This window comes from Paractinoplanes abujensis (genome assembly GCF_014204895.1).
GTDB classification, from domain to species: Bacteria; Actinomycetota; Actinomycetes; order Mycobacteriales; family Micromonosporaceae; genus Actinoplanes; species Actinoplanes abujensis.
Window position 1 is genome coordinate 4,439,525 of record NZ_JACHMF010000001.1, and the last position, 13,459, is coordinate 4,452,983.

Annotated in this window: 13 protein-coding genes and 1 pseudogene; 4 read left to right on the forward strand and 10 right to left on the reverse strand. The window is 73.3% G+C overall.

What is annotated here, in order from left to right; genetic code table 11:
- The first annotated feature begins 3 nt into the window (after positions 1 to 3).
- Positions 4 to 840 carry an SCO6745 family protein gene (locus BKA14_RS19925; RefSeq protein ID WP_184952436.1) on the forward strand — a complete coding sequence of 279 codons (837 nt, stop codon included), beginning with the start codon at positions 4 to 6 and terminating at the stop codon, positions 838 to 840.
- 322 nt (positions 841 to 1,162) lie between these two features.
- Here BKA14_RS19925 and BKA14_RS19930 read toward each other — a convergent pair whose 3' ends face one another.
- Genes BKA14_RS19930 through BKA14_RS19945 form a run of 4 tightly spaced genes read right to left on the reverse strand, consistent with a single transcriptional unit; the run spans position 1,163 to position 5,967 of the window.
- A complete protein-coding gene (locus tag BKA14_RS19930) occupies positions 1,163 to 1,801 on the reverse strand; it encodes a hypothetical protein (RefSeq protein WP_184952437.1) in 639 nt (212 codons plus the stop codon).
- A 6-nt stretch (positions 1,802 to 1,807) separates the two neighbouring features.
- A complete protein-coding gene (locus BKA14_RS45145; RefSeq protein WP_184952438.1) occupies positions 1,808 to 3,892 on the reverse strand; it encodes a substrate-binding and GGDEF domain-containing protein in 2,085 nt (694 codons plus the stop codon).
- A 2-nt stretch (positions 3,893 to 3,894) separates the two neighbouring features.
- On the reverse strand, positions 3,895 to 4,479 hold the full coding sequence (locus tag BKA14_RS19940; protein WP_184952439.1) for a hypothetical protein: 585 nt from the start codon (positions 4,477 to 4,479) through the stop codon (positions 3,895 to 3,897).
- 9 nt (positions 4,480 to 4,488) lie between these two features.
- A complete protein-coding gene (locus BKA14_RS19945; RefSeq protein ID WP_184952440.1) occupies positions 4,489 to 5,967 on the reverse strand; it encodes an aldehyde dehydrogenase family protein in 1,479 nt (492 codons plus the stop codon).
- 191 nt (positions 5,968 to 6,158) lie between these two features.
- On the opposite strand from BKA14_RS19945, the gene BKA14_RS19950 reads away from it, so the two are divergent.
- Positions 6,159 to 6,965 carry an IclR family transcriptional regulator gene (locus tag BKA14_RS19950; protein WP_184952441.1) on the forward strand — a complete coding sequence of 269 codons (807 nt, stop codon included), beginning with the start codon at positions 6,159 to 6,161 and terminating at the stop codon, positions 6,963 to 6,965.
- On the opposite strand, the gene BKA14_RS43265 is transcribed toward BKA14_RS19950, so the two are convergent.
- The 5 genes and pseudogenes from BKA14_RS43265 to BKA14_RS19965 form a co-directional block, all read right to left on the reverse strand.
- The gene (locus BKA14_RS43265) at positions 6,966 to 7,715 is read right to left on the reverse strand and encodes a WD40 repeat domain-containing protein (RefSeq protein ID WP_221478686.1); all 750 of its coding nucleotides are present in this window, start codon (positions 7,713 to 7,715) and stop codon (positions 6,966 to 6,968) included.
- 5 nt (positions 7,716 to 7,720) lie between these two features.
- On the reverse strand, positions 7,721 to 8,050 hold the full coding sequence (locus tag BKA14_RS43270) for a hypothetical protein (protein ID WP_221478687.1): 330 nt from the start codon (positions 8,048 to 8,050) through the stop codon (positions 7,721 to 7,723).
- Positions 8,051 to 8,240: 190 nt separating this feature from the next.
- Positions 8,241 to 8,444, reverse strand: a pseudogene (locus BKA14_RS44195) (sigma factor); the annotation flags it as partial.
- A gap of 58 nt (positions 8,445 to 8,502) precedes the next feature.
- Positions 8,503 to 10,608, reverse strand: coding sequence for a N,N-dimethylformamidase beta subunit family domain-containing protein (locus tag BKA14_RS19960; protein ID WP_184952443.1), 2,106 nt, complete (start codon positions 10,606 to 10,608; stop codon positions 8,503 to 8,505).
- Between the two features lie 256 nt (positions 10,609 to 10,864).
- Positions 10,865 to 11,794, reverse strand: a complete 930-nt coding sequence (locus BKA14_RS19965; protein ID WP_184952444.1) for a LysR family transcriptional regulator — start codon at positions 11,792 to 11,794, stop codon at positions 10,865 to 10,867.
- Between the two features lie 89 nt (positions 11,795 to 11,883).
- Between BKA14_RS19965 and BKA14_RS19970 the strand changes: the two genes are divergently transcribed.
- A complete protein-coding gene (locus BKA14_RS19970; protein WP_184952445.1) occupies positions 11,884 to 12,390 on the forward strand; it encodes a hypothetical protein in 507 nt (168 codons plus the stop codon).
- 117 nt (positions 12,391 to 12,507) lie between these two features.
- Here the strand turns inward: BKA14_RS19970 and BKA14_RS19975 are convergent, their stop codons facing one another.
- Positions 12,508 to 13,149 (reverse strand): hypothetical protein, encoded by a 642-nt coding sequence (locus BKA14_RS19975; protein WP_184952446.1) that lies wholly within the window; start codon positions 13,147 to 13,149, stop codon positions 12,508 to 12,510.
- Positions 13,150 to 13,236: 87 nt separating this feature from the next.
- Between BKA14_RS19975 and BKA14_RS19980 the strand changes: the two genes are divergently transcribed.
- Positions 13,237 to 13,434 (forward strand): hypothetical protein, encoded by a 198-nt coding sequence (locus BKA14_RS19980; RefSeq protein ID WP_184952447.1) that lies wholly within the window; start codon positions 13,237 to 13,239, stop codon positions 13,432 to 13,434.
- Positions 13,435 to 13,459 lie beyond the last annotated feature (25 nt).

The window sequence follows — 13,459 nt, forward strand, 5'->3', positions numbered from 1 at the left end:
GGCATGTCTGTCGCGCGCCGGATGTGGGCGCTCTTCGAGCCGTTGCACGCCGTTGTCTACTTCGCTCCGCAGGGGGCGGTGGCTTTCGAGCAGGCGGGGGTGACCGGCTTCTGGCGACGCTACTTCGCCGGACGGGCCGCGGCCCTGGGCGCCGTGGGGCCGGGCCCGGTGACGGCGGCCTTCTTCGGGTTCGCGCCGGTCATGGTGGCGCGGGCGCTGCCCGACGTCTGGACCCGGATCACCCCGGAGGCGGCCCTGGCCGCCCGCACGTCCGGGGCCACCGCCGCATTGACCGATCTCTTCACCGGCCTGCCCGCCGCGACGATCGCCGAGGCCGCCGACGTGCTGACCGAGGCCGCCCGCGCCGCCGACATGCCCGGGCGGGTGCTGGCCGCCGCCCACGCCGACCTGCCCTGGCCGGCGGACCCGGTCGGCCGGCTCTGGCACGCCGCCACCATCCTGCGCGAACACCGCGGCGACGGCCACGTGGCCGCCCTGCTCACGGCCGGGATCGACGGCTGCGAGTCGCTGGCCTGGCGAGCCGCCCTCGACGGCGGCCGCCTGCGCGAGGTCACCCAGCCCGCCCGCGGCTGGACCGACGAGCAGTGGCAGGCCGCCGTCGGACGCCTCGAGGAACGCGGCTGGATCGCCCCGGACGGCACCGCCACCGGCAAGGGCCGGGACGCCTACGACTGGGTCGAGCAACTGACCGACCAGCTGGCCGCGGGCCCGTGGGACAACCTGGACAAGGCGGCCATCCAGCTTCTCGAACCCCTGGCCGACCGGGCCTGGCGGGTGGTCCCCGACGACAACCCGATCCCGCTGCGCCGCTCCCGGTAACCGGTTTTGACACCAGCCTCGTCGAGTTGCGAACCGAGCTGGGCAAGGCCCGGCCGGCCGTCCTCCCTCTCGCGGCGCACGTCGACTTCGGCGCGATGTATTCAGCTGACCGACGAGCAGGCGCGGACGTTCGCCACGCTGCTCTGCCGCCGGCTTTGCCCGGCTGCCCCACCGGGCCCGCCTTCGACGACGCCCCCTTGGCGGTCACGACCCGCTGGCCGGGCCCGGCGGTGCCGTACCGCGTCGGCGACACCCCACGGCCGGGAGGCTGCCGCCGGCTGAGCTGGGTGGTGAGCGGCGGGGCGCCGGGACGGTACTGGCCTCAGCCGTATGCGGGCTGGGGCTGGGCCGGGTCGGCGGGGACCACGTCGATGCGAGGGTCGGCGATCAGCTCGGCGATCGCCGTGGTGGGGGCGCCGATGCCGGCCCAGTGCGGGTCGACGTCGCGGGCGATGCACCACGCGTGGTCGGCGGGCCACATGAACGCCGGGTCCGGCATGCCGAAACGGGGCTGGCCGGGCCACATGTCGGCCGCGCCCCACTGGGCGAAGTCGGTCAGCGGGCCGCGGAACAGGAAGTACGAGCGGTGCGGGAGCTCCACGCGGGGGCCGTTCAGCACGGCCGGCGGGAAGGCGGGGGCGATGCGGTGGTCGCCCCAGATGTCGGTGCCCCACCCTTCCCACAGGCAGTAGTAGCAGTCGCCGGGGGTGGTCGTGTAGCGGGCCAGCGTTTCGAGGACCGTGCGCAGCTGGTCGGTCTCCGACGGCCCGTCTTCGTCGGTGTCGGTGTCGGTGTCGGCGTCGGTTTCGCTCTGCCCGGCGTACGCGGGGTCGGGGATGAACCGGAGCCGGGCGTACGCGGGCAGCCCGCCCGGGCCGAAGGTCACCTGCTCGTGCCAGGGGCGCGCGTCGGTCGTGAGCCAGGTCGCCGGGGACAGGTCGGATTGGGGAACGAGAGCCACACCTGATTATCGGTGAACCGGGGTGCGTCCGCGAGCGGCCTTGACGGCGTACATCGATGTGTCGGCGTCGCGGAGCAGTTGGTCGGCGCTGGTGCCGGTGGCACAGTCGGCCACGCCGATGCTGACGCCGATCCGGGCCGTGCGGTCGCCCAGGCGGTACGGGGCGCTGATCGTGGTCCGGAGGCGTTCGAGCAGGCGGTCCTGGTCGGGGCCGGGCACGCTGCCGGCCAGCAGGACCACGAATTCGTCGCCGCCGAAGCGGGCGGCCAGGTCGCCTTCACGCAGGCATTGGCGGAGGCGGTCGGCCACGCGAATGAGCAGTTCGTCGCCGGCGTGGTGGCCCAGGGTGTCGTTGACTTTCTTGAAGCCGTCGAGGTCGAGGAAGAGCACGGCGCCGGGGTGGCCGACCATCAGGGGCAGGGCGGCGGTGAACGAGGAGCGGTTGGGCAGGCCGGTGAGCCGGTCCGACTGGGCCGCCCAGAGCAGCTGGGCCTCCTGTTCGCGCAGGTCGAGGGCGACGGTGAGCAGGGCCGCGCACTGGTTGACGAGTTCCCGGCCGTCCTCGACCCGGTTCTCGACCTTGTCGGCCAGGGCCAGCCAGCCGCGGTCGCTCTCACCGACCTTGGCCCGTACGACGAAGACGGGATCGCCGGGGCCGACGAGCTCGGCCGGCGGGAAGGCCTCGACCGTGGTGGGGCCGGCCGGGATGGGCGGGCCGTGGTGCCGCCGCCAGCCGGGGGTGCGGACGAGGGCGCCGGCCCGGTCCCGCAGCGCGATCGAACCGGCGGTGGCGGGGGTCAGCGACAGCCAGGCCGGGTCGCGCGGGTCGGCGTCGCGGCGGTGCAGCAGCACCATGCTCAGGTCGTAGTTGACGCTGATCAGTGAGCGCAGGTGCAGCTGGTCGCCCAGCTGCAGCCAGTTGTAGGAGCGGCCCAGGAACATCACGATGTCCTGGACGTCGCGCGGGTCGACCGCGGCGGACCCGGCGTACTCCTGGACCGCGCGGCAGATCACCCGCAGCGTCTCCTGGGTCGGGCTGGTGGCGAGCAGCGTGTTCAGGGCCTCGGCGGCGGCCCCGGCCGAGCCGGCTTCGAGGGCGTCGGCGACGACGGTGGCGGTCGCGTCGGGGTCGACGTCGGTGCCGAAGACGACCATGGCGGCCAGCCGGTGAGCCAGGCGGCGGCGCGGGTTGCCGGCGGTCAGGGGCGGCAGCCGTTCCGCGAAGGCGGTGCAACCGCAGGACGTCCGGGGAACGAAACGGGTCGGCAGCCGGTGCGCGACCGCCGGCACTTTCTCCCCGCCCAGTTCGCGCACGAGCAGGTCGACCCCGAGGCGGCTCATCGCGTCCAGCGGCTGGCCGGCGCTGGCCAGTTCGGGGCGTACGTAGGCGGCCAGGTCGAGGTTGTCGAAACCGGTCATCAGGTAGTCGGCGGGGCAGTCCAGTCCGGCCGCGGCCAGCACCCGCTGGGCGCCGATGGCGTTGCGGTCGGTCGCGGCCACCAGGGCGTCCGGTTTGCCGTCGCGGACGAAGTCCCGGGCGGTCCAGGCGATGCCGTTCTCGACGTTGGTGGTCGCGGGCAGCAGCGGGCCCGGGGTCAGGCCGTGCTCGCGCAGCACGTCCAGGTACGCCTCGTGCCGTTCGCGGATGTCGGTCGAGGCCAGGAAGCCGGTGAACGCGATCCGGGCACAGCCGTGCTCCTGGATCAGGTGGGTGACGGCGGCCCGGACGCCGTTGCCGTTGTCGGCCAGCACGGTGGGCCGCTGCAGCCCGGCGACCGTGTGACCGACGAGCACGACCGGTTTGCCGGCCTCGTGCAGGCGGCGCAGGTAGCCCACATTGACGGCGTCGGCGAGCACCACGAACCCGGCGATGTGGTCCCAGGCCACGGGCGCGTCGAAGGCCGGGTTGCCGCCGCTGACGCTGAGTTCGGCCGCCGCGTCCAGCGTCTGGATGGCGATCAGGGGCCGGCCGTGGGCGGCCGCCGCGGCGGCCGTGCCCGCGACGAGACTGCCGTAGTAGGTGCCTCCGACGAACGGCGACAGCACCCCGACGCTGTCCCCGACCCCCATATCGGCTCCATCGGCCGCCATGATCAGTTCCTTAGCCACCCCGCGGTCAGCAGGGCGGCCCCGGCCAGCGGGGTCAGGACGGCGAGGGCGAAGCCGGCGTCGAAGCGAGGGATGGGCTCCACCCGGACCGCGATCGCGACATCGGCCTGGCCGGCCGGGAACGTGGGCATGGTCCAGAACGCCCGGACCGGGTCGGCGGCCTGCACGATCGCCGCGAGCAGCAGCAGCGCGGCCACGGCGACGAGCCCGGCCCGCGCGGGTGTCCAGGGGGTGGGCAGGCGGGTGACGGACACGGTGAGACAGAGACCGGCCCACACCACCAGCGCGACCTGCGCCATGGCCCAGAGCGGAGGCTGCGGGTCACGGATGGCGGCCAGCAACTCCTCCGTACCGGCGTGCTGGAAAGCGTCGCGGGCCTGCTGATCGGCGAGCCGCGCCCCGAGGCCGCCGGCGAGCAGCACCAACCCTGCCCGCAACCACCAGGACCTCGCCCGGACGCCGAGCGCGCCCAGCGCGACCAGGCCGGCCACGCCGCACACCATTGTCGCGTGGAGCAGCGCCGCCCCGCCCGCGACCAGCGTGGCCGCAAGAAACAGGCCGGTCAGCACATGATCAGGCTAGCCCCAGAGAGAGAACCGGGGAGCGCCCAAGTCGATGTTGACGGTCTTGGGGGCGCTGTATTCGAGCATCGTCTCCCAGGACAGTTCACGGCCGAACCCGCTGTCCTTGACGCCGCCCATGGGCGCGCCCGCGGGCAGGTCGAACCACTTGTTGACCCACACGATGCCGGCCTCCAGCGCGCCCGCGACGGTGTGGGCGCGGGCCAGGTCGGTCGTCCACACGCCGGCGGCCAGGCCGTAGCGGGTGCTGTTGGCCCGGGCGACCACCTCGTCGTAGTCGGTGAACGTCTCGGCCACGGTCACCGGCCCGAACACCTCGCTGGTCACGATGTCGGCCTGGCCGGTGGGGTCGTGCAGCACGGTCGGCCGCAGGAAGAAGCCGTTCTTGTTGGCGGGCTCCAGAAGAAGGTCCTCGTCGCCGGCGAGAACGCGCACACCCTGGTCGCGCGCGGTGGAGAGAACACCGGAGACCCGGTCGAAGTGCGGCCGCGACACCAACGGCCCCACCTGGGTGGCGGGGTCGAGCGCATCGCCCACCTTGATCGAGGCGGCCAGCGCGGCGAACCGGGAGAGGAAGTCGTCGGCGATCGAGGCGTGCAGCAGCAGCCGCGACGACGCGATGCAGGCCTCGCCGTTGGCCAGGTAGATGCCCATGGCGGCGTCGGCCACGGCCCGGTCCAGGTCGGCGTCCTCGGCCACGATCATCGCGCTCTTGCCGCCCAGCTCCATGATCGTCGGGGTCAGCACGGCGGCCGTCGCCGTCATCACGGCGCGGGCGGTCGGGCCGCCGCCGGTCAGCGTCACTTTGGCCACGTCGGGGTGCCCGGCCAGGGTGGCCCCGACGACCGGCCCGCCGGTGACGACGTTGAGCACACCCGGGGGCAGCAGGTCGGCGATCAGCTTCACGAATTCGAGCACGCTGGCCGAGGCGAACTCGCTGGGCTTCAGCACGACGGTGTTGCCGCAGGCCAGCGCGGGCGCGAGCTTGTTGGCGGTGGTGATCAGCGGGGAGTTCCAGGGCAGGATGGCGGCGATCACGCCGAGCGGTTCGCGCACGGTGTAGACGAGGCTGTGCGGGTCCTCGACGGGGATCTGGTCGCCGCGGTGCGAGCGCACGATCCCGGCGTAGTAGCGGTAGATCGCCGCGCTGGCCGGCACGTCGGCGATGGCCACCTCCCGTACGGGACGGCCGTTCTCGGTCGGCAGCAGCCGTGCGAACAGGTCGGCGTTGGCCTCGATCCGCTCGGCGATCTTGCTGAGCAGCGCCTGCCGGGTCGCCACCGACGACTTGCGCCACGACGGGAACGCCTTGCGGGCCGCTTCGACCGCGGCCTCGGCGTCGGCCGCGGTGCCGTCCGCGACGGCCGCCCACGGGCTGCCCAGGCTGGGGTCGACGGCCTCGAAGGAGCTCGAACCGGCCACCCAGTCGCCGCCCACGAACATCCGGTAGTCCGCGCCGGGACGGAAACGCTCCATGCCAACTCCTCAGGGTTCGCCGCTGAAAAAAGAGCGTCGCCGGGCCCGGCATCCCACAGCAACCAGCGCGTTCCGGTCACCGGACCCGGCCCGAACGGGCGGAAATTACTGTCTGCCCGGCAGCGGCAACCCTACGCGACACAGGGCTATCGTCGGGAAGGCAAGATCCACAGACGTGGAGGGAGCCGCCCGTGACCGACCTAGCTTTCCGCATCCCGCCCGACGTCGAGCTCGATGACGAGACCGGCACCCCGAAGTCCGTGCTGGGCAAGGCGCAGCTGCTGCTGGCCGCGTTCGGCGCCGGCGCCGTCCAGCTCCGGCTGACCGAGCTCAGCCGCCGCTCGGGGGTCCCGAAGGCCTCGGCCTACCGGCTCGCCCAGGAACTCGTCCAGTGGGGGCTGCTGGAACGGGTCGGCCAGAGCTACCAGCTGGGCCTGCGGGTCTTCGAGCTGGGCCAGCGGGTGCCGGTGGCGGCCATCCTGCGCCGCGTCTCCCGGCCCGCCCTGGTCGACCTGTACGCGGCCACCCGGGCCACGGTGCATCTGATCGTCCCCGACGGCACCCACGTGCTGTTCCTCGAGAAGATCGCGGGCGCGGCCAACGTGCTCACCCACTCCGAGGTCGGCGGGCGGCTCCCGGCCAGCTGCTCGGCCTCGGGCAAGCTGTTCCTGGCGCTGCGCCCCGACGGGCGGGCCACGCTGGCCGAGCTGAGCCGGCACGAGCTGATGCGCCCGACCACGCGCAGCGTGCCCACGCTGGAGGCGCTCGGGGCGCAGCTGGCCGAGGTGCGCAAACGCGGGCACTCCGTCGAACTGGAGGAGATGCTGGTCGGGCACAGTTCGCTGGCCGTGCCGGTCGTCGACGCGTACGGGGAGATCTATGCCGCCGTGTCGATCACCATGCCCACGTCGCAACTGGTCGTGCCCCGCCTGCTGCCGATCGTGCAGGCCACGGCGGGGCTGATCCACCGGGCGGTCGAGGCGCGGACGGCGGCCTGATCAGACCAGCGGGCCGTGCGTGGTCTCCCACGGGATGGTCACGACGCGGCGGGTGCGGGCGCGCTCGTTGAGCCGGCGCACGACCAGCGCGACGGCCGGCACGACGAGCGCGCCGACGCCCACTCTGAGCCACCACCAGGGGCCGATGAGAAACGGCGACTTCCCTTCCCGTACGGCACCCGAGTCGATCGCGGCGTCGGCCAGGTCCAGGTAGTTGGTCTGCCCGGGCAGGGCCATCGCGGGCCCCGGCCGGTCCGCGCCGGGGGTCAGGGTCAGCAGCCGGGGCTCGTCGCCGAGGACGAAGACCAGGGCGCTGCCGTCCGGTCGCCAGCCCAGCCACTGGCTGCGATAGATCGTGCCGTCGACCGCCGGCAGGTCCGGGCCGCTCACCTCGCGGCCGGTGGCCGGGTCGAACCAGCGCGGCGGCCGGTCGTCCTGCTCGCGGACGGCCACGGCCCGGCCGTCGGGCGTCCACGCGCCCTTGCCCACCAGGACCCCGTCGAAGCCCAGACCGAATGACGTGGGGCCGGCGCCGACCACCGTCAACCGGCCCTGGTTCGTGTATGCCAGCCGGGTGCCGTCCGGCGACCAGGCCGCGGACGTCTGGCCGGGCGCGGTGGCCAGATCGGTCGCGGCGCCGGTGGTCACGTCGACGATCCGCACCGTCCCGTCGTCGGTCACCAGCCGGCGCCCGTCCGGCGACCACGCCAAGGGGAAGCCGGGCAGCGGGCGTTCGGCCCCGGTGTCCAAGTCGATCAGCCGGTCGGCACGGCCAGGCCGGCGCCGTCCGGGGCGAGCAGCACCCCGTCGTCGACCAGGCCGGTGTGCACCTTGCGGTAGTCCTCTTTCGTCGCGCCGACCAGCCCGTACGTGTCGTGGTCGTCGAACCAGGGCCCGAACCGCGGACCGTAGCCCGAGAAGACCACCGACGCCGCGCCCAGCCCCGACACACCGCGAGCCCCGTACGCGGGCAGGCCCAGACGGTCGGGCAACGAGATGACGCCGCGGTCCGCCGCCGGGGTCGTCGCCGGCCGTGGCGCGAACGGGACGGCCAGCGCCAGCGCCGCCACGACCAGCGCCCACACCGCCGCCGTACGCCGGCGCCCCCGCCGGGCCGCGCGCAGGCTCCCCGCGCACGACCACCGCGCGCTGCTTGGGGCTGAGCGTGGCCAGCGCCCGGGCCAGGCTCAGCCGCAGGGCCGTGGCGCCGGCCGGGTCGTCCCGGGCCCGTTCCGGCGGCGCGCCCGTCAGGTGCTCGGGCACGCGGCGCCGCCGCCACCAGCTGACGTGCTGGTGATAGATGGCGCGGCGCAGGTACGCCTCGGGGTTGTCGTCGCGCACGCGCCGCCAATGCCGGTAGACGCTCGCCAGCGCGCTCTGCAGCAGGTCCTCGGCGAGCTGGTGGTCCCCGGTGAGCAGGTACGCGTGGCGCGACAACACCGGTGAGCGCTCCCGCACGAAGTCCCGGAAGTCGTCCATCCCTCACCCCCTTCACCTGCCCTGACGACGGCCGGGTGACTGATGGCGGGGGCCGTGGTCAGAAGGTCAGCTTGTCCTCGGTCAGGAACGCGCGCAGCACGTTACCGGTGAGGATCGAGACGTCGTTGCGGCGGTCGTCGGCGAGCAGGGAGCCGCACCAGGCGATGCTGCCGGTGGAGAAGACCGCGCCGCCGTTGGGCTTGGGCACCAGCACCAGGTCGCAGCGGACCTTGTCGCTGGTCGTGCCGTCGTAACACCCGTCGGGCAGCTGCACCTCGATCGGGTCCAGCCCGTACGCCCGGGAGAAGCCCGTCGCCGTGGCCAGCACGATCGTGCCGTCGGGGGTGCCCAGCGCGCGGTCGGCCCGGTCGATCTCGACGCCGGCCGCGCCGTGCCCGTTCACCAGCGACGGGAAGTCGCCGATGGTCTCGGCGTTCTCGATCCCGGCGAAGACGAACGGCACCTTCGTGACCACGTCGTACGGGCGGTTGGTGTCGAAGCCCTGCGAGGCCATGCCCACGCCGAGCATCTTCTGCGGCGCCTTGCCGCGCAGCCGCCACAGCCCGCCCAGCTCGCCGGTGGTCGCGTGATGCCACTCGCCGGGCTCGGGCTGCCAGGCGCGGATGCCCGCCGTGCGCCGGATCTCGATGGTGTGCTCGCGCTCCGGGTCGATCGAGGTGACCCAGTAGAAGCCGTTGCCGCCCAGATACATGAGCCGGCCGCCCTGATCCAGGTACGTCTCGTAGGCGGTCATCATCGCGGTGGTCGGATACTCGGGGTGACTGCCGGTCAGGACCACACGGTAAGGGGCCAGCGCGGCCAGTCCCTCCCGGTGCACCTCCTCGTCGGTGATCACGTCGATGTCGTAGCCCTCCGCGTCGAGCCAGGCGATCAGGTGCAGGTCGGCGCTGAACTGGTGGGCCGAGGTCGCGCCGCCCGCCACGGCCGCCCAGCGGTGATCCGGCCGCACGTTGGGCAGGGGCTTCCGCGTGCTCGTGAAACACACGCCGGTGCCGTCGGTGTGCACGTCGTAGAGGCTGCGCAGGCCGTTCGTGAGCAGGTAGGTGTCGTGCTTGTTGCCACCGAACTCCGGGGGCTCACCGACCCCCACCCCGCGCAGGTAGTCGCGGGCGCCCGGGTCGGCCATCACGTGCTCGCAGCTGTACGCGAGGTAGCTGAACGTGGGCAACACGACGAGGGCGCTCTTGCGCGGATTGTCACCCGGCGTGACCACGAACGGGACCGTGTCCTCGGTGCCGTCGGCTGCCGTGACGTGCACACCGTAGACACCACTGGGCAGATCCGCGGGCACCTGCAGCGTCAGGTCGTCGTGCCAGCCGGCGTCGTCGAGATCGTCGTCGTGGAAGTGGATCGCCTGGTAGGCCTCGGGCGCAAGCCGCGGATCCACGTCGTCGGCCGCGCCGTCGATGCCGAGACACGCGCGCAGCGGGAAGTTGACCGTCTCGGCGTGGAAGCCGGGGCCGACGCGGTTGGCGACCTGCCGCAGCGTCCGGCTGGGCCCGAAGTCCCACTCCGCGATCAGGGCGTCGCCGGCGTGCAGCGTGGGCCGATCGATGCGGCCGTTGAAGTGGTTCTCCCCGGCGCCGTCGGCCGCGAACGTCACCGCCAGCGCCCGCGAACCCGCCACCGTCACGTCGACCGTCGTCGTCACGTCCGACAGCACCACACTCGCGGTCGGCCCGGTCACGGTCAGCGCGAGCCGATACCAGCGGCCGGTCACCACTTCGCCGGCCCGGGCCGACCCCTTCCCCGTACGGAGAAAGGCTTGCCCGTCATCGATGACAACCGACGCCACCAGCGTGTCACCGCTGGTCAGAGTCACGATCGTCTGCGGGTGGCCGGCTCCGGTGGCGAGCGTCGGCTGGAACGCCAACCGCAGGTCGAGGCGGCCCGCCGGGACCGGTGCCTCCGCCGTACGGGCGAAGGAACCGGCACGGATCGGCTGCACCCGGCCCGGGAAGCTCAGCCCGTCGAGCGCGGAGGGCACGGCTCGGATGTCGGCGCCCGGCCCGAGCGGATGCGCATCGCCGTTGATCAGCCGCACCAGCCGCGCGGTGAAGCCGGCCGCGGGCGTGCTGAACTTGGCGTGCACGGTGGCACCGGGCGCGTAGCTGAGCCGGTCGAGATACCCGATGATGTTCATCCCCGCACGATCGCAGCGCGACGACGGCCGCGCAGGCGCTCGGGTCCGGTCAACGGACCGCCTCGTCGGCACTCAGCGACAGCACCGCCCGGAGCCCGAACCCTCCGTCCGCCGCCGGTGGAGAAAACCTCCTTCCGGCGGCGGACCGCGGCGTGCGTGCCGGCCGAACCGCCGCCCAGCACACAGACGTCGCGCCGGATCACCCGCGGCTCGCCCGCCCCCGGCCACCAGCGGTGCGGCCCCGTCCTCTCGGACTTCATCGATCACGGAGGTCCGCGTCGGCCTCCGGCATCCAGGTGTCGCGGCGCGAGGGCGGCCCCGCGGCGAACCCCATCGCGGCCACGAGTTCCGCCACGGTCGCGTCGTCGATGTCGCTGCGCCACAACAGCCACCACGGGAACACCGGGGTCGGGTCGCTCAGGGGCACGCTGCGCATCCGTTCGTCCGGCAGCCGCATCGCCTCCCCGATCAGCGACGGCGGCGCGACCCCCGCCGTGACGTCCTCGGCCCAGTTCGCGAACCCGAACGTCGACCCGCGCGTGTCGATGCCGGCCCCCGTCGACGCGGCGAATTCGGCGACGTAGTCCTGCCACTCGACCGGCGCCCCCGCCATCGGGAACCACAGCCGCGCCCCGGCCAGCTCGGCCAGCGGCAGCCGCTCGCGTGCCGCCCAGCGGTGCGTCGCCGGCACGAGCACCGCCAGGGGTTCGAGCATCACCAGCCGCCGCCGCAGGTCCGCGGGCCACGGGCCGGGCACGGCGCCGGCCCGCCCGAACGCCAGCTCGGCCCGCCCCGCCATCAGCAGATGCTCGGCCGTGGCGGCGGGTGGCCGCTCGGTCACCTCGACCGGGACCGTCACCGACGCCCGCCGCAGCCAGGCCATCGGGGCGAGGTGGTCGCCCATGGCGTCGACCCGTAACCGCTCCGGCGGCCGCCCCGCGCCGAGCCGATCCACAGCTCGGATCACCGCCACGGCCTGCGGCAGCACCCGCTGCCCGTCCGCGGTCAGCCGGATCGACCGCCGGTCGTCCCGGTCCACCAGGGCGGCGCCGAGGTCGGTTTCGAGCCGCCGGATCCGTTTCGACAACGCCTGCTGGCTGACCCCGAGCCGGGCGGCGGCCCGCCCGAAGTGCAGCTCCGCGGCCACCGTGACGAACGCCCGCAGCGTCGCGGTGTCCAGGTCCACCGGCTGAGTACAACTTCGACAACCACCGGTTGTCAATCCGGCTCCGCGGTTGTTGGACCACCGCCGGCCACCGGCCGTGTACTGCTCTCATGGACCCGCATCTCGCGTTCGTCACCGCCCATGCGCTCGCCGCGGCCGTCGCCCTGGTCAGCGCGCTTCTCGCCGTGCGCAGGCCTCGGTTCGCCGGCATCCACGCGGTGTCCACGATCGCCATGACCGTGTTTCTGATCCCGGCGGTGTGGCTCGGCGACGCCTCGGGCATGACGCTGATCGTCTTCCTCGGGCTGCTGGTCCTCGCCGCCGTGATGAGCTTCCGCGCCGTTACCGCCCGGCGGCTCGGCGGCGGCGGCGCCTACGTCGAGGCCCTCGGGTTCAACGCCATCTCGCTGGTCACCGGCCTGGTCGCGGTCAGCGTGTTCCGGCTCGGCTGGGGCCTGCCGCTACTGATCCCGGTGGCCGTGGGCGCGATCGCCCTGCCGGCACTGATCGGCCGGAGGCTGATCACGCGGGCCAAGGCGGCCACGCCGTCCGGCGCTCCCACGCGGAACGCCGCGGCCGCCAGGCGACATGATCGCCTGGCGGCCAAGGATGTGTAAGTCACCTATCGGCATGGGGATCGCGCGATAAATGCATCCCTTGTGCGTTGTCAAGTGGCGTCTGACGCCACTCCGAACGACCCGGGCGTGACGCCGCCCGAGGTCGTGCTCGTGGGGTCAGTGGTTGCCGCGCGGGCCGTGACCCTGGTCGCCGCGCGGGCCGTTGCCCTGGTTGCCACGGCCGTCGTTGTCCCGGCCACGGCCGTCGTTGTCCCGGCCACGGCCGTCGTTGCGGTCCCAGCCACCGTGGTGACGGTCCCGGTCCCAGCCACCGTGGCGACGGTCCCGGTCCCGCATCCAGTCGGACCGGTGCGAACCCGGGCGGAAGTGCCGGAACTGGCCCGGGCGAACCTGGCGGAACTGGCCCGCCCAGACGGGACGGAACTGAGCCGGGAAGCCGCGGACGACCTGGAACGGCCGGCCGAAGCCGAACGAGCCCCAGTTGTCGTAGTCAGCGACGTCGAGGGCCCAGGCACCCCGCCGGGGGCCGACGCGAACGACGTAGCAGTCGAAGTCGTCCCAGGCACCGCTCCGCTCGCCGTACATGCCGGCCAGCTGGCAGGCCCGCAACGAGCGGTAGAAGCCGACGATCTGGCTCTCGCCCCGCCACATGTTCTGGCTGGCCGTGATCTTGCTGTCCGCAGTCGCCGGTCCGGCCGGGGCGGCCGGGGCGGCCTGAGCCGGCCCCATGCCAACGGTCAAAGCGGTGAGAACGCCGAACCCTCCCAGGGTCAGGGCGCGGGTGAGCTTATTCATCATGATCCTCTCGCACTGTTTCAGGGCGCCGTACGGGAGGACAAACTGGATTTAACCGACACCGGATGTCGAGCTGACGGCTACCTTCGAGTGCTGAACAGGTCGTCGGCGGGTCAGCCGGTCGGTGGACCCCGTACGGGTCGGCAAGTTCCCGCCGGCCTCGGCGCGGAACGCTTCGACCTGCGCGTCGAGGTGCCGGGCCGTCTCGGAGTCCTGGCTCTTGGACAGCTGTGCGACGCCGAGCTGCTCGACCAGCTCCTCGACGTCGTCATCGAGAACGCGACCTGATTCCGAGTGGGCAGCGGGGCGCGTG

What these genes read in the sequence shown, in the direction of transcription:
- BKA14_RS19925 (WP_184952436.1), top strand. Translation starts at nt 4, where the DNA reads ATGTCTGTCGCGCGCCGGATGTGGGCGCTCTTCGAGCCGTTGCACGCC.
- BKA14_RS45145 (WP_184952438.1), bottom strand. Translation starts at nt 3,892, where the DNA reads ATGGCGGCCGATGGAGCCGATATGGGGGTCGGGGACAGCGTCGGGGTG.
- BKA14_RS19945 (WP_184952440.1), bottom strand. Translation starts at nt 5,967, where the DNA reads ATGGAGCGTTTCCGTCCCGGCGCGGACTACCGGATGTTCGTGGGCGGC.
- BKA14_RS19960 (WP_184952443.1), bottom strand. Translation starts at nt 10,608, where the DNA reads ATGAACATCATCGGGTATCTCGACCGGCTCAGCTACGCGCCCGGTGCC.
- BKA14_RS19970 (WP_184952445.1), top strand. Translation starts at nt 11,884, where the DNA reads ATGGACCCGCATCTCGCGTTCGTCACCGCCCATGCGCTCGCCGCGGCC.
- BKA14_RS19975 (WP_184952446.1), bottom strand. Translation starts at nt 13,149, where the DNA reads ATGATGAATAAGCTCACCCGCGCCCTGACCCTGGGAGGGTTCGGCGTT.